Consider the following 18,275-nt stretch of genomic DNA (forward strand, 5'->3'; position numbering starts at 1 on the left):
TTTCAAAATTACATAGCAAACTCCGGTAGACCAAAACACTACCTCCTGTACAATAAGCAGTATCAAAAACGCCTTCAATTTTCCGAAGCGCAAATCACCGATTTAAAAAGGATTCACCGATGACCATCAAGATCAAAACCGCTGACGAAATCGAAAAGATGCGAGTGGCTGGACGCTTAGCCGCCGAGGTTCTTGAGATGATCGAAGAGCATGTAAAGCCTGGCATCACAACCAATGAGATTGACCAAATTTGTCACAACTACATTATTGATGTGCAGCAAGCGATTCCAGCACCTTTGAACTACCACGGTTTTCCTAAATCCATCTGTACATCAGTCAATTCAATCGTTTGTCACGGCATCCCCAATGACAAAGCCTTAAAGAACGGCGACATTGTCAACATCGACATTACCGTGATCAAAGATGGGTACCATGGCGACACCAGCAAAATGTTCTTTGTAGGTGATGTTGCACCACATGCAAAACGCCTCTGCGAGATCACTCAAGAGTGTATGAACATGGGTATTGAGCTGGTCAAACCGGGTGTGAAACTCGGTGATATCGGCGCTGTGATTCAGAAACATGCCGAAGCAAACCACTACTCGGTGGTTCGCGAGTATTGCGGCCACGGCATCGGTGCAGAGTTCCACGAAGAGCCTCAAGTCCTCCACTACGGCAAAGCAGGAACTGGTGAAACCCTTGAAGAGGGTATGTGCCTAACCATCGAACCGATGATTAACGCCGGCAAACGCCAGGTTAAGTTAAACAAGCGTGACGGCTGGACTGTTGAAACAGCAGACCGTCGTCTCTCTGCTCAGTATGAACACACGATTTTAGTGACGGCTGATGGCCATGAAATTCTCACCCTGCGTAGTGAAGAGAAAGGCTAAATTTGATGAGCCAAGCTATCAAGCTGACACCCGTCCCCATCAATGGCATCGAGAAGTTTTTAGATATCAAACGGCTCGAACAAGAGATCAATGATGGCAACTTGACCACTGCCCTGAAAAGCGCAGTTAGACATGCTACGGAAACGATGCATGAGAGCTTCAAAGCGAAAGAGGATATTCGCAAGTTGATCTACGGTCGTGCCTGGGTGATTGACCAAATCTTACGAGTTGCCTGGCAACATTTCGATTGGCCAGACGAATCCAAAGTCTCGCTGATCGCAGTCGGGGGCTATGGCCGAGGGGAGCTACACCCCCACTCCGATGTCGACATTCTGATTTTGATCGATGGTGTTGAGGCTGAAAGTTTCGAGGAGACCATTAGCGGCTTTTTGACACTTCTTTGGGATATCAACCTGGATATTGGCTCTAGTGTGCGCACCATTGAAGAGTGCTATCAAGAGTGCCGTAATGACATTACCATCGCCACCAACTTGATCGAGTCACGCCCGCTGACAGGGGACCCATCCCTGCAACTAAAAATGTTTGAGCGCGTCACTCAGGATGACGCCTGGACAGACTCTGAATTTTTCAAAGCGAAAATGAAGGAGCAGACAGCACGGCATCAAGGCACCAACAACACCGAATACAATCTTGAACCTAACATCAAAAACTCCCCAGGTGGACTGCGCGATCTTCAAACCATCGGCTGGGTTGCCAAGAGACACTTTGGTGCCACCTATATTAGAGACTTAGTCAATCACGGCTTTTTAACGGAGTCAGAGCTTGAAACACTCAACAAAGGTGAACTCTACCTCTGGACAGTTCGTTATGCCCTGCATATGCACTCAAAGCGCCGTGAAGATAGACTGCTGTTTGATCACCAGCGCACTCTGGCTGAGTACTTTGGATACTCGGATGACAAAGGTTCGTTAGCGGTTGAACAGTTCATGAGCCGCTACTACCGTGTTGTTAAAGCGATGTCAGAATTCAACGGCATGCTACTGCAATACTTTGACGAAGTTATTCTTAGAGCCGATGTAGAGCAACAGATACAGAAGCTAAACTCACGCTTTATCGTTCGCGACAATTTTCTGGCCGTCGCACACAACAAGGTATTTGAGCAGAACCCTTTTGCCATCATGGAGTTGTTTGTTCTGATGGCACAGAATCCTGAAATTAAAGGTGTTCGTGCCTCGACGATTCGATTACTTCGAGATCACAAACACCTGATCGATGATGATTTCAGGTCTGACCTACGAAATACCAGCCTCTTTATGGAGCTACTGCGCTCACCTGAACGTGTCTCAACAGAGTTGAAGCGAATGAATCGTTACGGCATTTTAGGCCTCTATCTACCTGAGTTCGGTAATATTGTTGGCCAGATGCAACACGATCTTTTCCATATCTACACGGTTGATGCACACACGCTCAAAGTGATTCAGATGATGCGTCAGTTCCGGCACACAGAGTTTCGTGAAACCTTCCCTGTGGCTCATCGCGTAGTGAACAATCTACCGAAAATTGAGCTACTTTACGCGGCCGGCCTCTACCACGACATCGCCAAAGGTCGCGGAGGTGATCACTCAGAACTCGGCGCAGTCGATGCACTGGAGTTCTGTAAACGACACCACCTAGGAAAATGGGACAGCGCACTGGTCGCCTGGCTAGTGGATAAACACCTGATCATGTCGATGACGGCACAACGACGCGACCTTTCAGACCCTGAAGTCATTCATGAATTTGCTAGCATCGTGGGCGATGTGACACACCTGGACTATCTCTATGTGATGACCGTCGCTGACATCAATGCGACCAATAATGAACTTTGGAACAGCTGGCGGGCAACCCTGCTTCGTCAACTCTATGCCGAAACCAGGCGTGCTCTTCGACGCGGACTAGAGAACCCTCTGGGTAAAGAGGAGTTGATTGAACAGACTCAGTTTGAAGCACTGCAATCCCTTAAGCGATTGGGAGCCAAAGAGGAGCGCGTTAAAAATCTGTGGCAACACTTTGGGGATGACTACTTTTTACGCATCGACAGTCAAGCCGTTGCCCGGCACACACAGGCCATACTTGAACATGGCAACCAGCCATTGCCGGTTGTGACGCTGCACCAACACAGCTATCGCTCTCATGAGGGTGCGACGGAGATTTTCATCTTTACTGAAGATACGACCAACCTCTTCGCCGCAACGGTTGCCTCATTAGACCAGCAAAATCTCAGTGTTCAAGATGCCCGCATCATGGCAACCAATAACGGCTACACGCTCAGCATCTACATGGTGCTGGATGAGAACAATCAGCCATTGAATGACAATCCAGACTACCAAAAAGAGATTCAACAGCAGTTGGTCGATGAACTGGATGATCCCGCAGACTTCCCTGACATCATTCATCGAAGAGTACCGAGGCAGCTTAAACTGTTTCCGATCAAAACCAGTGCTTCAGTACACACCGATCCCAATCTGAAACAGACCGTACTTGAGGTATTCACAGCGGACCGCCCTGGTCTACTCTCTCGAATCGGACGTATCTTTGCGCAGTTTGAGATCAATGTTCACAACGCCAAGATCGCCAACATCGCCGAGCGCGTTGAGGATTTTTTCTATTTAACCAATGCCAACAATCAGCCGATTACTGATCCAGAAATCTGTGAGCAACTCACCAGTGAGATCTGTAAAGAGCTTGATCAGCATATGCAGTAAGGAACCGAGATGGAACAACAGACTAAAACAGAAATCGAAGCGGCGGTATTTCGCCGTCTAGTGGAGCATTTAGACAACCACAAAGAGGTTCAGAACATCGACCTGATGAACCTAGCCTCTTTCTGCCGAAACTGTCTCTCGAAGTGGTATGTTGCAGCGGCTGAAGAGCGCGGCGAGAGCGTTGATTATGAGCAAGCGCGAGAGCTTGTCTACGGCGAACCTTATGCTGATTGGAAAGTGAAGTACCAAAAAGAGGCCAGCGCAGACCAGTTGAGCAAGTTCAACGAAGTCACCGGCGCTAAGTAATCTTTTTACATTCTGGTGCTCAACCGAGCACCATCTTCTTTTTTAAACTTCCGCACCACGAATCCAGATCTCTACTCGGCGATTCTGTGCACGCCCCTCTTCTGTCTCATTAGAAGCCAGCGGATAGCGTTCACCAAAACCGCGAGTCGCGATACGAAGAGCATCCACACCTACCTGTCTTAAATAGTTCGACACAGCAGCCGCACGCCTTTCAGATAGCATCTGGTTGTATTCAAATGACCCAGTCGAGTCGGTGTAACCATCCACATTAATGCTAGTCTTTTCAAACTTCGCCAACACTTTAGCGACTGAATCCAAAACCGGATAAAAGGCGTTATCAAAACGCTCACTGTTCACAGCAAAGGTGATATTACTCGGCATGACCAGGCGAATCTCATCACCCACTCGTTCGACGCGGACACCCGTTCCTTCAAGCTCTTGACGAAGCAGCATCTCTTGCTGATCCATGTAGTAACCGACACCTGAACCAACAGCACCACCTAGGGCTGCACCAATCAGTGCACCTTCGGCACGATTACCTTTAGATACAATGGCACCCAGTACAGCACCCGCTGCTGCGCCAATACCGGCACCGCTAGTCGCATTGGCTGTTTTAGTTTGCTGTGTATAGGGATCAATGGTTTGACACCCAACCAGAGCACAACATACCGCTATCGAGAGTATTGAACCTTTCATCAAATTCCTCTTACATCTCTTAAATTCATCCTTTTCTATGCTCAGTGTAGCCTCAAAAGTCGAACCGAGCATGTGGGTTAACATTTTTTTACATTTGCCGCCTCAGCGTCTAGCCAGAACCTGACCTGCAAGTTACAATTTCCTGATATTTTTTGTGTCATTTATGGGGAGCAAGGCAGTGTCTCATTTACCGGTCATCGTTGGTTTTGGTGGCATCAGCCCCGCCGGTCGCTCCTCATTCAACCAAGGCTACAAACGCCTCATCTTTGAAACCTTGTCTGATAAAGATCAGCAGGATGTGTTACAGGATCTCGCCGTTCTCACCAACAGTAATGCAGATGAGCGGCAGGCACTGCTTGATGCCACCCTGATCCGTAAAATTCCAAGTTCATTCTTTGACGCAAATCGTGTCCTGATGAACAAGGCATCGAAGATCCATCCAGCAGGTGAATCCATTAAATTCACTCTGCGCAAACGTGATCTTCCGACCAACATCCCCGACAACTGGACATTGGCAGATACCGAGGCAGGCCAGGTCGAAGTCACCCTAACCGGTGCGCTCGACCTAATCTTCAACGATACACGCGTACTGCCTGTTCAGAGCGCCGGTATGTTGCCTGAAGGGTTTGAACCGGGTTCTCTATACCAATCACGCAACCATCCGCGCGCACTGCAAATGGCGATCTATGCAGCCTCTGATGCACTGGCCTCCACAGGTCTGGATATCGATAAACTGCTCGATACTCTGGCTCCTGATCAAATTGCGGTATTTGCCTCTAACTCAATTGGCCAACTCGACGACTTAGGCTTTGGCGGTCTCAATAAATACCCTGCGATTGGTAAGCGCACAACCTCTAAGCAGATGCCGTTGGGTTATGCGCAAATGCCGGCTGATTTCGTTAACGCCTACATGCTTGGCAACCTTGGCACGACCGGCGGCGCGCTCGGTGCCTGTGCGACTTTCCTGTACAACCTGCGTAATGCCGTTGAAGCGATTCGCACCAATAAGGCTGAGTTTGTTCTGGTTGGCGGGTCTGACGCCCCTGTCACTCCAGAGGTTATTGAAGGGTTCCGCGCCATGGGCGCATTGGCTGAAGACAAACAGCTTCAGGCACTGGATAAGCTCGCTTCACTTGCTGATGTAGACCACCGTTCAGCCTGCCGTCCATTTGGGGACAACTGCGGTTTCACCATTGGTGAATCGAGTCAATTTATTGTTCTGATGAGTGATCGCCTAGCGATCGAGACCGGCGCTCAGATCTATGCTTCGGTGCCTGATGTCTATGTTCATGCCGACGGTTATAAAAAATCGATCTCAGCACCCGGTGTCGGTAACTACTTAACCCTGGGCAAAGCGGCCTCTTTGGTTGAGAAGCTACTCGGTTCTGAAGCGCTACAGCAGCACTCAATGATTCAAGCGCATGGCACCAGCACACCACAGAACCGAGTGACTGAATCACATGTATTAAACGAGGTCGGTAAAGCGTTCAACATCAATGATTGGACGGTCACTGCGGTTAAGACTTACCTCGGACACTCTCAGGGCACTGCGGGTGGTGACCAACTGGTTTCAACACTGGGTGTTTGGGAACAGGGAGTCATCCCCGGCATAGTTACTACTCAGGCAGTAGCTAGCGACGTTCATCAGAGCCATCTTGAGCTACCTCTTCAGCATAAAGAGGTGGGTAATCAATTCATTTCTAACGCGTTGATCAACTCTAAAGGCTTTGGTGGCAACAACGCGACTGCGGTACTCATCTCGCCGACTGAGACGATTAACCTGCTTCAAAAACGTTATGGCGCTGCAGAGATGCTTGAGTGGCAGAAACGCTCAGAAGCGACAGTCGCTCAGGCTCAAGAGTATAACCAAGCCGCACTCAAAGGCACGACTCGACCGACCTACCGTTATGACTATGCGGTGCTTGCTGGTGAAGATTTAGAGATCACTCATTCTGGAATTAAAGTTCCAGGTCGCTCTTTGCCAGTCAGCTTCGACGTTTCAAACGCCTACGAAGATCTAACCTAAAGCCCCAAAAGAGCAGTCACATTGTGATGAGTTTGCTGAGCAATAGATTCAGTAGACTCACCACGTAACTCGGCGACGGCATCAGCCACTTCTGCAACCCGATACGGGTGATTTGGCTTACCCTGATGACCGCTTAACGGCATATCGGGCGCATCCGTCTCAAGCGCCAAGCTTGTCACTGGCAGTGAACAGACGACCCTTCTGAGTCGATTAGCTCGATCATAGGTCACTGCCCCACCAACACCAATCAAAAATCCCAAGGCAACAAGATTATCCGCTTGCTGCTGGCTACCCGAGAATGCATGGGCAACGCCACCTCTACGTAAACGGTGGCGTTTTAAGCGCTGCGTAATCAGATCGACGGAGCGGCGAACATGAAGCACAACCGGCAATTCAAATGCAGCCGCTAACTCTAACTGAGCATCAAAGAGTTTCTGCTGCCTATCTAATTGTGGATCTTCAATAAAAAGGTCTAATCCACACTCACCAATCGCAACAACGTCATCTCTCTGCTTAAGGAGCGTCTCTAGGGTCAAAAGATCTTGATCAATATCGTGCTGTTTTAGAAAACAGGGGTGCAAGCCAAGCGCCAGATGACGCCGAATGGGATGGTTAAGCTGACAGGTATGGATCACTCTAGGCCAATCGCTAGCCGTGACTCCGGGTACCAGAATATCCGTTACACCCTTTGCCTGTGCTTGATCGAGATGAGAGCTGATTCCCACTGCAAACTCGGGAAAGTCGAGATGGCAATGGGAATCAAAAAGCATGTTAGTGCTCGCGAGTAGCGCGGAACTGAATATCCGGCCAACGCTCTTCGGTGAGGTTTAAGTTCACTCGTGTCGGTGCCAAGTAGGTCATTAGACCTGCACCATCTTCGGCCAGGTTGTCATACCCTTTTTTGCGGAAGTCATTGAGCATCTTATCGTCAGCACACTCAACCCAACGAGCCGTCGCAACACTGATCGCCTCATAGACACAGTCCACTTTATACTCATCTTTAAGGCGATACATGACCACGTCAAACTGAAGCTGACCGACCGCGCCGAGAATCAGATCGTTGTTGCGAAGTGGCATAAACAACTGCACCGCACCCTCTTCTGATAGCTGCTGCAACCCTTTCTGAAGCTGCTTCATCTTCAGTGGATCAGTAGGACGCACACGCTTAAATAGCTCAGGAGCAAAGTGTGGAATGCCGGTAAATTTAAGCTCTTCACCTTCTGTAAAGGTGTCGCCGATTTGAATGGTACCGTGGTTATGCAATCCGATGATGTCACCAGACCAAGCCTCTTCCACCGCCTCGCGATCACCCGCAACAAAGGTAACCGCGTCTGCGATACGAACATCTTTGCCGATGCGCGTATGTTTCATCTTCAAACCTTTGGTGTATTTGCCTGAACAGATACGCATAAAAGCAATGCGGTCACGGTGCTTTGGATCCATATTTGCTTGGATCTTAAAGACAAAGCCTGTGAATTTATCTTCATCCGCCTGAACCTCACGTGTCTCTGTTGCACGATGAGAAGGGGCAGGAGCCCAATCAACAAAATCATGCATCATCTCTCGAACACCAAAGTTACCTAATGCCGTACCAAAGAATACCGGAGTCATGGTACCCGCTAGGTAGGACTCCTTGTCCCACTGGTGGGTAGCCCCTTGTACCAGTTCGATCTCGTCACAGAACTCTTCATAATCGGCACCCAACAGCTCACGAGCTTCGTCGCTATCCAAGCCTTGAATGATATTCTGTTCAGCAAGCAGATGCCCCTGCCCCTTGGTGAACAGGTGAATTTGATCCGTGTAAAGATTGTAGACCCCTTTAAAACGCTGACCGGCACCGATAGGCCAGTTAATCGGTGCGGCTTCAATTTTTAGTACCGATTCAATCTCATCCAAGAGCTCAATAGGGTCACGTATCTCACGGTCTAACTTATTCACAAATGAGAAAATAGGAGTATCGCGAAGACGACAGACATCCATCAGTTTAATGGTACGGTCCTCGACACCCTTTGCGCCGTCAACCACCATCAAAGCAGAATCCACCGCGGTCAATGTGCGATAGGTATCTTCCGAGAAGTCCTCGTGCCCCGGTGTATCCAGTAGGTTAACGATACGGTCACGGAATGGGAATTGCATCACAGACGAGGTGATCGAGATGCCACGCTCCTGCTCCATCGACATCCAGTCAGAGGTCGCGTGACGATCACTGCCTCGGCCTTTTACGGTACCAGCAACCTGAATCAACTGACCTAATAGCAATAGCTTTTCGGTCATAGTGGTTTTACCCGCATCAGGGTGGGAGATGATAGCAAAGGTCCTTCGCTTATTGATTTCATTGAGAAAATCTTGGTTTGCCATGTATAAATTCTTTTAGTTTGTACACGGATTTGTACACACTTTTGGAAGTACTCTCTTTTCAGTTCTTCGCTTGTCAAATCCGTCGTGTTAATCGTAATTGGCCGCTATTTTCGCTGATCTTGACTTTATAAACAATCAATGGTTATCTAATCGGTTACCATTTACTCTCAGCGTGCGCCAATGCTCAGTTGTAGCTGTTTGCAATCGTTGCTTCTTCAGCTAATGAACAACTGTGGCTAAACCACAAATTCCTTCGCTACCAGAAATCGATGATAGCTTGTCGTACTACACCGATGATGGTGCAGTTGCCGTTGATCGGTATTGCAGGGTATTGCGGGTTCAAAGGTTTTAGATACTTCTGTTCACCATCAATAACCAACTGCTTAAAGGTTGCTTCTTTCGAATCATCCAAACGCGCAACAACCAATGAACCTGAAGAGTAAGGTAACTCAGGATCAACAACGATCACTGCCCCCTCAGGTATGGATTTTTTTCCGCTTGGATTTTCCATACTGTCGCCTTTTACGCGAAGTGCGAAACAACCCTCATGTGCTTTCCCAGTGACTTCACGCCACTCCTCAGCATCTTCATGGGCAAATCCCTCCGCTATTCCAGTCCAATCACCGGCCTGAACCCAGTTAATGAGAGGAATTCTTCCCTTAATATCAGGCCCGACTTCTACATTACCGACCCCCAAGCCAATCTCGCCATCACCTGTGGCGAGCCAATGAGCATTCACGCGAAGCGCCTCCGCGATCTGCATGGTGTAACGAGACCTAGCCGATTTACCAGAGCAAATCTGGCTGATCGACTGCTGTTTGATACCAATGCGACGAGCCAACTCAGACTGAGTTACCCCAGTAAGCTGCAAGGCATGGTTTAGTCGTTCGGATAAAGTTTTCATAAGCCCGCATTCTACAAATAAAACTGTAGTCTTTCAACAATTTTAACTGTTGACTTATCTACAGTTTAAACTGTAACATTCAATCTTGTAACAGTTATTATTGTAACAGGAGACGGTATGGAAGTGTTCAAAACGACACAAAAACATCTCCGCCGTGCCATTGACTTGGTCGGCGGGCAATCAGCATTAGCAAGAGCCATCAACTCAAAACAGCAAAACGTCTGGTTTTGGTTGAATAAATCAGGGCGTGTTCCCGCTGAATTCGTTTTACCCATCGAACAAGCTACGCAAGGACAGGTAACCCGATCTCAGTTAAGACCGGACATCTATCCCGAATGCCCAAGCGAGCTGAAAGCCAGTAACCAGTAGGATTAAGGGCAAATAATGGTCAGCATTTTACGTAAACACAAAAGCGAGTTCCTCCATGCGTGATTATGGCAAGGTCTATACCCGCTTTTGGCTAAAGCAAAATGTTTTGTCCTGGAGTGACTCAGCGAAGTTGCTAGGACTGTATTTGCTTACATGCCCACATTGTAATTTGCTTGGCTGCTTTCGACTGCCGATTGGTTACGTTGCTTCTGACTTGAACTGGGATGAGCAACAGGTTGCCAAGACGTTAAGTGAGTTAGAACAAGATCAGTTCCTGATTCGTTGCGAGGGATCTGGTTGGACTTTGATTCGAAGCTTTCTGAAGCACAACCCAATCGAAAACCCAAACCAAGGTAAGGCAGCCTTTCGGTTGCTTAAAGATGTACCTGCCGACTTCATTGGTATGGCATCGCTTTTGAAATCTCTTGCCGCTTTTCAAGCTCGGCTACCAGAAGAATTTTCATCATTGTTTATGCCTGATGGCAACCCGGTAAGGGACTCTCAACGGTCGGATGACTCTGAGAGAAGCAATAAACCAACAGTTAAAACTGTTGACCACATACAGTTTGAAGACTTCTGGGATGTACAAATACGCAAAGAAAAAAAAGCGAAAGCCAAAGAAGAATGGCTACGCATGGGCCTCAATGAAGACCATGAACTCGCCTTGGAAGTGCTAACACGCTGGAAAGAGCAACGAGACAACCGATTACAGTATCAAGATCGGACTAAGACCCCTATGCCACATAACTGGCTTTTAAACCGGCAATGGGAAGACGAGTACGTTCGCATTGATGAAGTACAGCAATCATCGACGAGCCTAAAGGGCAGCAATCACCAATTGAATATTGAAGAAAGCAATCGCCGCATTGCTGAAAGCTGGGCCGGACCAGGTATTCGGGAGGTTCGTTCAAGTGCAGGAGGTTGATAAACGCGAGTTTGCTGAAGTTTGGGGAGCAGCTTGGGCCATGTATGGCAAAAGCGTATCACCACAATTGCTATCCATCGCATTTGAAGCCCTTCGTGCTTATAGCATTGAAGAAGTGCGAATCGGTCTGACTCGGCATATTCAATCACCGGATACTGGGCAATTTTTTCCAAAGCCCGCTGACGTCATCAAGCATATCGACGGCAACTCAGGTTCAAGAGCCATGGTTGCTTGGAACAAAGTTGACAAGGCTGTTCGTCAGGTTGGCGCTTGGACATCCGTGATGTTTGACGATGCGCTTATCCACCGCGTGATTTCAGACATGGGTGGATGGGTTGAACTCTGCAAGGTTGATGACAGGGAATACCCCTTTAAGCAAAAAGAGTTTTTAACACGCTACCAGGCTTACTTGCTACGGGACGAAGTGGGTGAATACCCAAGGCTATTACAGGGTATTGCAGACCATCAGAACCAGCAAAAAGGATTTGATATGCAAGCGCCTGTTGCCGTAGGCGACTGGTCAAAAGCGGCACAAGTTTATACGAGAGGCATCGCCAATTTTAGCGCAGTGCCTTTGAAAAGAATAAGCCCGAAAGCCATTCAGGCGCTTCTCGGAAATCAATTAGAGGACAAAAATGAAAACGATTAAAGCAAAAACCGTTGCCCTAGTGATAGCCATGTCCGCAAGCACTTCAGTCTATGCGTTTCCGGGCTATCAGTGGGAAAAAGCAGCACAAAGTGTTGGTATTGATCCAGTCATGCTCTACGCCGTTGCCTTGGCTGAGTCAGCCTCACATCGAGGTCTTAACATGACCAGTCCATGGCCATACGCAATTCGCAATGGTTCAAACGCAACCTACGCCAAATCTAAGACAGAAGCGGAGCAACTGTTAAACCAGGCACTTCAAGAGAGTGAAAAATACCAGCTCGATATTGGCCTTATGCAAATCAATTTGCATTGGCATGGGCATCGAGTGAGCTCAGCAGCTGAACTGCTAGACCCCATCACCAACCTTACTGTCGGCTCCAGTATTTTGGCCGAAGCAATCAAGTCTTCACCAAACGATTTAGAGCTTGGCATAGGCCGCTATCACAGTTGGAACGAAGAGCGTGCACGCTGGTATGGGCAAAGAGTGCTTTCTATCTATCGCAATATTTTACATGAACTGGAGGTCCGTCAATGACAACCAATCAACAAGACTTCTATCAATTAAATTTGGCGTACCTACACGCAGCACGTGAATTGGCGCGCATTGATCCGCAAGAGGCGGTCTTGCGCTTTGGACTTACACGCGACGTGGTGGATGCACTTATTAATGCCGGTGTTGACGACCTGCAACGAGTGGCGACCTCATCATTCATGCTGTTTCAACCAAGGGGTAACCAAAGCCAACTGATTGAGATGGTGAAGAGCAAAGGTACAGGTATCCCAAGAATCGCTTATTTATTATCAACCCTAAACAACAAGGGGGATGCATGATTGATAACCTGTCCAAAAGTGAGCTGTTTACCCGAGCCTCGCTGCTTATTAAGTACGGATTTCGAACGACCATTATCGCGCTCGATACAGGTTTGCCAATCCACATTATCAGAAGGCTGCACAAAGAAGTGACTGGCAAGTCACCTTGTCCTGGTCAATTGCCAGAATCTGATGCCATCGTTAAAAGCAGAAGAGCCCTAGTTGAAGGCTCCCTGCTGATGGCGCTTTATGTCAATATTGGTGGTGATAATGTCTACAAGAAATTAAATATCGATGCTTTGATGAAGGCTTACGATGCGTACTTGGTTGCAAGAGAAGAGGCAGATCTTCCAGCTGAGATCCCCTGGAAAAAACTGACCATCAATGAAGGTTGGGTTCTAGCTCGTGATTTAAGATCACAGCTTGCATCCTTACACCGGTGTCGATGCGGCAGTCTGTATTTGACGGTATCTCAACAGCGCATTCAGCTTAAATGTCCTGTGTGTGAGATTATGGCCGAGCAAACCACTAGAGCACTTTTTGAGAACTAACATGCTGATGCATGATTTGATTGTGCACCGCCCGTGCACTTTGAGAGTACTAAGATGATAAAATTACTTAAATCTTTACCAGCACGCTGCTGGTTTATATCACTGGGGCTTTTTCTGGCGACTTTGGCTGCGGCTCATTTTTTTCCCTCAGAAATATTAACGGCATCTGCCAAGTTAGCGGCTTTGCCATTTCTGATTTGCACCGTCGTTTTTTTCAGCTACTTGGGATTCAAAGCGACCTGTAATCCCATCGGACTTATAGCCATCATCACTATGCTTGTAGCAATCGCATATTGGCAAGCGAGTTGGACAATTTTATTTGTCGGTTTAGCCTTCTTAGGCTTAAGCGGACTAATCCATTTATTTCAAAGACAACTGAAAGATACCGGTCGAGAACTAAGCCTGAGCGAAAAAAAATATTGGTACTGGGTAAACGAATTTGCAGATGGTCGCTCATCTATCCTCCCTAAAAAAACAAGGTCATAGTAAATTGACTGCTTTTTTACTTATACTCAAAAAATTGATTGGCACTTTCGTACTACGAATGAAAAATGCCATTTCCATCAATGAATACGGATCAACTCAAGTTCGTTACCCAGCACAACAGGACAGTTCTTTGACATCCTTGTTAAAGGTTTGGGCGCAGAGCTTCAAACCCTCCACCATAGTCAGGTAAGGGAAAAGCTGGTCGGCTAATTCCGTCACCGTCATACGGTTGCGGATCGCCAGCGCCGCACTCTGGATCAGTTCTCCACCTTCATGCGCCAGAATCTGCGCCCCGATCAGGCGGCCAGTGGCTTTTTCCGTCACCAATTTGATAAAACCATCGGTCTCGAAATTCGCCAGTGCGCGCGGCACGTTCTCCATCTCCAATACACGACTGTCGGTTTCAATGTCTTGTGCGTTGGCTTGCTCTTCCGTGAGCCCAACAGTTGCCACCTGGGGATCGGTAAAAATCACTGCTGGCATGGTGGATAGATCCAGTTTGGCGTATCCGCCCGTCATGTTGATGCCGGAACGGCTACCGGCGGCCGCGGCGACATAGACGAATTGCGGCATGTTGCAGCAGTCTCCGGCGGCGTAAATACCGGGAACATTCGTTTCCATGCGTTCGTTAACAACGATTTCGCCCTTTTTGTTGGTCGTAACACCCACCGCGCCCAGATTGAGTTGGCAAGTATTGGCGTGTCGCCCGGTGCTTACCAGCAAACGATCGCAGCGTAGATCGCCCGCGTTAGTTTCCAATGTAAATTGGCTTCCATCGTGGGTCACCTTGGTAGCTTGCGTACTGTTTAATACTCGAATGCCTTCTTTTTCAAAACATCCGGTGAGTTTTTCACCGAGCAAGGGATCTTCCCGATAAAGCAATGTATGTCTTGCTAATATGGTGACTTCACTGCCTAAACGGCGATAAGCCTGGGCAATTTCCAGCGCTACAACCGACGAACCAATCACGACCAGGTGCTGCGGCAATTCCTGAGCAAACAGCGCTTCGGTAGAGGTCCAATAAGGTGTTTCAGTTAAACCATCAGGGCACCTCGAAAAACCCGGCTTATACGTTGCCGAACGGGCTGAGCTAACCGCAAGACTCCAGTTTTAATCGATTACGTCTCGTTTTGGGGCCCTCTGGACCTGCAGCGGAGGTCTCTGTGTGCCCATGAGGCACACCGAACCACCACCAACGGCTCAAAACGCCTTAATCCCGGCCCGCTGGAAGTACACCAGCCGCTTCAGGTTATAGCAGGCAGCCATCATGGTCATCGCAAAGTTGGCCCTCGCTTGACCCACTGTGCGGATCAACTTGCCACCCATCTGATCGACGCTGGCGAACACATGCTCGACACGGGCACGGGTTTTGGCAATCCGCTTATTGCGTCGTTGCTGGCACTCCGATAACGGTTTCTGGCGGTGGCCTTTGCGCTGAATATGGTTGCGATAGCCGTGCTCTTTCAGCCAGGCTTCTCGCTCGGTCGAGGGGTAACCGCGATCGGCATAGACGTCCTGACTGGTGTTGTGCCGATCAAGAACAGCCTCGAAATGTTGGCTGTCATGCACTTTGGCAGTGTCACACTGAAAACGCCGGATCACCTTGTACTTGGCATCGACGTTGATTGACAGTTTGTAGCCAAAATGGCTCTTTCCGTGCTTCTTGGTCCAGCTGGCATCGGTATCCTTCTGCCGCCGTTTAGCGGGCTTCCAGTCCGCTGGCATGGCATTTTGATCCAGCAGCTCTTTGTCACTGCGTCGGTTATGCTGCTTGGGCGCTGGCACCAGAGTAGCATCAATGATCTGGCCACCACGGGCGATGAAGCCCTGCTTGAACAGTTGCGCCGATACACCATCGAACAGGGCCTGGGCACCGGCTTCACCGATGCGATTTTCAAAGTGCCAAATCGTGGTGCGATCCGGAATATTGATGGCTTGGGTCAGCCCGCAGAAGCGCTGATAGCTCATTCGGTCCAGCAGCTGGTACTCCATCTGTTCATCCGACAGGTTATAGAGGCGCTTGAGTACCAGGATGCGCACCATGGTTTCAGTCGGGTACGGTGGTCGCCCACCCTGAGTGCTTTCGACTCGAGGCGCGATGCAGTCAACTTCAGCGGCCAGTGCGGAGAAGTTGATGTGCTGCTCAATCTCAGCCAGAGGATCGCCGATCCGGTCGATCTTTTCACGGTGATGTTCGCTGGCAAAGAGGTCGTTTTTGATTGCGCTACGCTTCTTCATGGTACTGATCTATCGGGTGTTAGTGGTTGCTTGATGCTATCACAGGGCTACCGGTGCTGTGAGGGAGGTTTTTCGAGGTGCCCTTTGATCTCCACTGCTTGCTCCTGGGTCAACATCTCGGCGGCTCAAAACCGCCATTATCGCCCAGGGGGTCAATTTTGCCTCGGCGTCAGGGGGTCAGTATTACATCGGCGTTAACACCCATCATGGAGGGGTTGAAATTGAGCTGTTTTGTGAGCAATCCACCGCTCTGATTCCACGGGTTGAGAACGGTGACCTAGATCTCGCACTTGTGTCTCGGGAACATCCCCGACACGGCACGCTATTGTTCTATGAACCGATGGTGTGGGTCGGCTCATCTGAGTTTCGGATATGGAGGCGAGATCCGCTTCCCATAGCGGTTTACGAAAGCACAAGCCTAGCCAAACGCAGTGCTATCAACTCATTGTCTTTGCAGGGACGGCGTTATCGAGTTGTGTACAATAGTTCAAGCCTTGCTGGACAAATTGCTGCTGTTGAAAGTGGCCTCGCGATTGCTGTACTGACGCGTTGTAGTGCCCCTCCTCATTTGGAGGTTCTGGGAAGTGAGCATGGTTTAGGGCCATTGGAGCCTATGGAGGTATCTGTATACCGAAGCCTGGCGTCGCACGGAAATGCAGCCGTCGATCAGCTCCATAATTTATTGGTCAAAACGCTCAGAAGTTCGCTTTAAGAAGGCCTTCTCCCAATGTGGAGAGGAGGTACGGTGTTTGTTTTCGCTGTAACGCGCATGGCACACTTAATGTCCGCTTCGGGACGTTAGGGAACGTATGAACAAGTCCCTTCAGTGCCATTAAAACTGCATTTTCTCTGTGCTGGGGCGCATAAAATGCGCACAACCGCCCCTTCTTAACCGACTGCAACCGCCTTTTCAGGCAGTACAGACGGATTAACCCTGTGCTCTCAACATCTGGTCCACCCGCACAACATTGGCCAGCGCGAACAGCATGGCCCAGCTTGCTGTCGTTTTTCTTCAGGCCACGGTAACGGGCTTTTACGAAGCCGAACTGGCATTTGATGATCCGAAACGGATGCTCAACTTTCGCACGGATGCTGGCTTTCAGATACTCGGTGCGGATTCTGACCTTATTGATCCGAGGGTGTTTTTTCAGGGTCTTCAGCTTCCCTGGCTGTTCAGCGATGTACCAGTCCGCACTGACATCTTTCAGCTCGTCTCGCTTTTCGGCGCCCCGGTAACCCGCATCAGCAAAGATGAATGCTTCTTCACCGTGCAGTAGCTGGCCAGCCTGATTGAGATCGTGTTCGTTTGCGGCAGTTGTGCTGAAACTGTGTGTGATGCCGGTGCGGGCATCCACGCCTATATGAGCTTTCAAGCCAAAGTGCCACTGATTGCCTTTTTTGGTTTGATGCATCTCCGGATCACGCTCGCCCGTTTTGTTCTTGGTGGAGCTGGGGGCTTCGATGATAGTGGCATCAACCAGTGAGCCCTCTTTCAGAAGGACACCGGCCTCAGAGAGCCATTGGTTCACCTCTTGAAAAATCTGTCGGGTCAGACCGTGGCGTTCGAGTAAGTGCCGGAACTTCAGAATGGTGGTGTGATCGGGGATGGCTTTATCCAGTGACAAGCCTGCAAACAGCCGCATTGAGGCAATCTCGTACAGCGCATCTTCCATTGCTGGATCACTGAGGTTATACCACTGCTGCATGCAGTGAATGCGCAACATGGTGGACAAGGGGTAAGGCCGACGGCCGTTTCCAGCCTTGGGATAGTGGGGCTCGATAACGGCTTCGAGACGCGCCCATGGAATCAGCTTGTCCATTCGGCCAAGGAACTTCTCCTTGCGGGTCTGACGGCGCTTGTTGCTGAACTCGCTGTCCGCGAATGTAAGTTGCTGATCCATCTTATGCGTCCTCGATCATGTGCAGTCAGCATTATCCCATGTGGCGGACTTGATCACACCTTCCTTAGCCCGCTTGATTCACCGCACGCATAATGTCTGCTCTGGGCCAACTTCAGCATCACTGACAGGTTGGCCTGGCTAGCGCACATAACGGACCTTAGCGGGTGACTACAACTGCCGGTATACAGCCGCCGTCACGATGCCTGCCGCAATGGCGGGCAACGGTTTTTTCAGTATAAACATGAGGAATGCGGTAATGAGTAGGGCGAGTTTGGCTCCAGCATCTCCAGTTACTGCCATTGGCGCTATAATAGCCACCAGCACCGAACCAGACATTGCTTGGATAAACTGCTTAACGCGGCACCCGATTGGTACAAACGAGATTATGTAGACGCCACCCAGCGGGTCACCAATGTTACCAACGCCATCACCAGAACAATAATGATTAGGCCGATACCGGA

19 protein-coding genes and 1 pseudogene are annotated in these 18,275 nt (G+C 49.3%); 12 read left to right on the forward strand and 8 right to left on the reverse strand.

The features are described 5' to 3' along the window. The first annotated feature begins 119 nt into the window (after positions 1-119). From map to XMA127_RS09460, 3 genes are read left to right on the forward strand one after another with little or no spacing between them, the layout of a single operon-like run. Complete coding sequence (gene map / locus XMA127_RS09450; RefSeq protein ID WP_173481457.1) at positions 120-890, forward strand: type I methionyl aminopeptidase; 771 nt, start codon at positions 120-122, stop codon at positions 888-890. 5 nt (positions 891-895) lie between these two features. Then, a complete protein-coding gene (locus XMA127_RS09455) occupies positions 896-3,595 on the forward strand; it encodes a [protein-PII] uridylyltransferase (RefSeq protein ID WP_173481458.1) in 2,700 nt (899 codons plus the stop codon). Positions 3,596-3,604: 9 nt separating this feature from the next. Beyond that, complete coding sequence (locus XMA127_RS09460; RefSeq protein WP_173483424.1) at positions 3,605-3,901, forward strand: DUF1244 domain-containing protein; 297 nt, start codon at positions 3,605-3,607, stop codon at positions 3,899-3,901. A gap of 42 nt (positions 3,902-3,943) precedes the next feature. Here the strand turns inward: XMA127_RS09460 and XMA127_RS09465 are convergent, their stop codons facing one another. Further along, the gene (locus XMA127_RS09465) at positions 3,944-4,597 is read right to left on the reverse strand and encodes an OmpA family protein (RefSeq protein ID WP_173483425.1); all 654 of its coding nucleotides are present in this window, start codon (positions 4,595-4,597) and stop codon (positions 3,944-3,946) included. Positions 4,598-4,775: 178 nt separating this feature from the next. Here XMA127_RS09465 and XMA127_RS09470 point away from each other — a divergent pair, with 178 nt between their 5' ends. Next, positions 4,776-6,623, forward strand: coding sequence for a beta-ketoacyl synthase (locus tag XMA127_RS09470; RefSeq protein ID WP_173484528.1), 1,848 nt, complete (start codon positions 4,776-4,778; stop codon positions 6,621-6,623). Here XMA127_RS09470 and XMA127_RS09475 read toward each other — a convergent pair. From XMA127_RS09475 to XMA127_RS09485, 3 genes are all read right to left on the reverse strand, one after another. Further along, positions 6,620-7,393: a TatD family hydrolase gene (locus XMA127_RS09475; protein WP_173484527.1), complete on the reverse strand. Its 774-nt coding sequence runs from the start codon at positions 7,391-7,393 to the stop codon at positions 6,620-6,622. The genes XMA127_RS09470 and XMA127_RS09475 overlap by 4 nt on opposite strands. A 1-nt stretch (position 7,394) precedes the next feature. Then, complete coding sequence (locus XMA127_RS09480) at positions 7,395-8,981, reverse strand: peptide chain release factor 3 (RefSeq protein ID WP_173481463.1); 1,587 nt, start codon at positions 8,979-8,981, stop codon at positions 7,395-7,397. A 256-nt stretch (positions 8,982-9,237) separates the two neighbouring features. Beyond that, complete coding sequence (locus XMA127_RS09485; RefSeq protein ID WP_173484526.1) at positions 9,238-9,885, reverse strand: LexA family transcriptional regulator; 648 nt, start codon at positions 9,883-9,885, stop codon at positions 9,238-9,240. Positions 9,886-10,002: 117 nt separating this feature from the next. Here XMA127_RS09485 and XMA127_RS09490 point away from each other — a divergent pair, with 117 nt between their 5' ends. The 7 genes from XMA127_RS09490 to eexR are packed head-to-tail and all read left to right on the forward strand — an operon-like array spanning position 10,003 to position 13,675. Beyond that, positions 10,003-10,254, forward strand: a complete 252-nt coding sequence (locus XMA127_RS09490) for a helix-turn-helix domain-containing protein (protein WP_024015942.1) — start codon at positions 10,003-10,005, stop codon at positions 10,252-10,254. 55 nt (positions 10,255-10,309) lie between these two features. Further along, positions 10,310-11,179, forward strand: a complete 870-nt coding sequence (locus XMA127_RS09495) for a hypothetical protein (RefSeq protein WP_040132807.1) — start codon at positions 10,310-10,312, stop codon at positions 11,177-11,179. After that, complete coding sequence (locus XMA127_RS09500) at positions 11,166-11,828, forward strand: DUF6475 domain-containing protein (RefSeq protein ID WP_001158521.1); 663 nt, start codon at positions 11,166-11,168, stop codon at positions 11,826-11,828. The genes XMA127_RS09495 and XMA127_RS09500 overlap by 14 nt, the downstream gene beginning before the upstream one ends. Beyond that, positions 11,815-12,363 (forward strand): lytic transglycosylase domain-containing protein, encoded by a 549-nt coding sequence (locus XMA127_RS09505; protein WP_000848909.1) that lies wholly within the window; start codon positions 11,815-11,817, stop codon positions 12,361-12,363. Before XMA127_RS09500 ends, XMA127_RS09505 begins: the two co-directional genes overlap by 14 nt. Beyond that, on the forward strand, positions 12,360-12,659 hold the full coding sequence (locus XMA127_RS09510) for a flagellar transcriptional regulator FlhD (RefSeq protein ID WP_000210563.1): 300 nt from the start codon (positions 12,360-12,362) through the stop codon (positions 12,657-12,659). The genes XMA127_RS09505 and XMA127_RS09510 overlap by 4 nt, the downstream gene beginning before the upstream one ends. Next, complete coding sequence (locus XMA127_RS09515; RefSeq protein WP_000566752.1) at positions 12,656-13,189, forward strand: FlhC family transcriptional regulator; 534 nt, start codon at positions 12,656-12,658, stop codon at positions 13,187-13,189. Before XMA127_RS09510 ends, XMA127_RS09515 begins: the two co-directional genes overlap by 4 nt. Before the next feature lie 54 nt (positions 13,190-13,243). Beyond that, positions 13,244-13,675, forward strand: a complete 432-nt coding sequence (gene eexR, locus XMA127_RS09520; RefSeq protein WP_173495274.1) for an entry exclusion protein EexR — start codon at positions 13,244-13,246, stop codon at positions 13,673-13,675. A gap of 105 nt (positions 13,676-13,780) precedes the next feature. Here eexR and XMA127_RS09525 read toward each other — a convergent pair. Both XMA127_RS09525 and XMA127_RS09530 read right to left on the reverse strand, forming a co-directional pair. Further along, positions 13,781-14,716, reverse strand: a pseudogene (locus XMA127_RS09525) (FAD-dependent oxidoreductase); the annotation flags it as partial. A 159-nt stretch (positions 14,717-14,875) separates the two neighbouring features. After that, positions 14,876-15,913, reverse strand: a complete 1,038-nt coding sequence (locus tag XMA127_RS09530) for an IS5 family transposase (RefSeq protein WP_173482300.1) — start codon at positions 15,911-15,913, stop codon at positions 14,876-14,878. Positions 15,914-16,100: 187 nt separating this feature from the next. Here XMA127_RS09530 and XMA127_RS09535 point away from each other — a divergent pair, with 187 nt between their 5' ends. Next, on the forward strand, positions 16,101-16,625 hold the full coding sequence (locus XMA127_RS09535; protein ID WP_371731482.1) for a LysR substrate-binding domain-containing protein: 525 nt from the start codon (positions 16,101-16,103) through the stop codon (positions 16,623-16,625). Positions 16,626-16,841: 216 nt separating this feature from the next. Here the strand turns inward: XMA127_RS09535 and XMA127_RS09540 are convergent. Next, positions 16,842-17,814 (reverse strand): IS5 family transposase gene (locus tag XMA127_RS09540; RefSeq protein WP_371731477.1). Its coding sequence is split into 2 segments (ribosomal slippage): positions 16,842-16,916 and positions 16,918-17,814, totalling 972 coding nucleotides; the frame shifts between segments, so codons are not numbered across the junction. Positions 17,815-17,982: 168 nt separating this feature from the next. Then, positions 17,983-18,150: a hypothetical protein gene (locus XMA127_RS12105; protein ID WP_371731478.1), complete on the reverse strand. Its 168-nt coding sequence runs from the start codon at positions 18,148-18,150 to the stop codon at positions 17,983-17,985. Between the last annotated feature and the right edge of the window lie 125 nt (positions 18,151-18,275).

This window comes from Marinobacterium sp. xm-a-127, assembly GCF_013283425.1.
GTDB lineage: Bacteria > Pseudomonadota > Gammaproteobacteria > Pseudomonadales > Balneatricaceae > Marinobacterium_E.

Coding starts and splice junctions, on each gene's coding strand:
- map (WP_173481457.1), top strand. CDS start 120: ATGACCATCAAGATCAAAACCGCTGACGAAATCGAAAAGATGCGAGTG.
- XMA127_RS09455 (WP_173481458.1), top strand. CDS start 896: ATGAGCCAAGCTATCAAGCTGACACCCGTCCCCATCAATGGCATCGAG.
- XMA127_RS09460 (WP_173483424.1), top strand. CDS start 3,605: ATGGAACAACAGACTAAAACAGAAATCGAAGCGGCGGTATTTCGCCGT.
- XMA127_RS09465 (WP_173483425.1), bottom strand. CDS start 4,597: ATGAAAGGTTCAATACTCTCGATAGCGGTATGTTGTGCTCTGGTTGGG.
- XMA127_RS09475 (WP_173484527.1), bottom strand. CDS start 7,393: ATGCTTTTTGATTCCCATTGCCATCTCGACTTTCCCGAGTTTGCAGTG.
- XMA127_RS09480 (WP_173481463.1), bottom strand. CDS start 8,981: ATGGCAAACCAAGATTTTCTCAATGAAATCAATAAGCGAAGGACCTTT.
- XMA127_RS09485 (WP_173484526.1), bottom strand. CDS start 9,885: ATGAAAACTTTATCCGAACGACTAAACCATGCCTTGCAGCTTACTGGG.
- XMA127_RS09490 (WP_024015942.1), top strand. CDS start 10,003: ATGGAAGTGTTCAAAACGACACAAAAACATCTCCGCCGTGCCATTGAC.
- XMA127_RS09495 (WP_040132807.1), top strand. CDS start 10,310: ATGCGTGATTATGGCAAGGTCTATACCCGCTTTTGGCTAAAGCAAAAT.
- XMA127_RS09505 (WP_000848909.1), top strand. CDS start 11,815: ATGAAAACGATTAAAGCAAAAACCGTTGCCCTAGTGATAGCCATGTCC.
- XMA127_RS09510 (WP_000210563.1), top strand. CDS start 12,360: ATGACAACCAATCAACAAGACTTCTATCAATTAAATTTGGCGTACCTA.
- XMA127_RS09515 (WP_000566752.1), top strand. CDS start 12,656: ATGATTGATAACCTGTCCAAAAGTGAGCTGTTTACCCGAGCCTCGCTG.
- eexR (WP_173495274.1), top strand. CDS start 13,244: ATGATAAAATTACTTAAATCTTTACCAGCACGCTGCTGGTTTATATCA.
- XMA127_RS09530 (WP_173482300.1), bottom strand. CDS start 15,913: ATGAAGAAGCGTAGCGCAATCAAAAACGACCTCTTTGCCAGCGAACAT.
- XMA127_RS12105 (WP_371731478.1), bottom strand. CDS start 18,150: ATGTCTGGTTCGGTGCTGGTGGCTATTATAGCGCCAATGGCAGTAACT.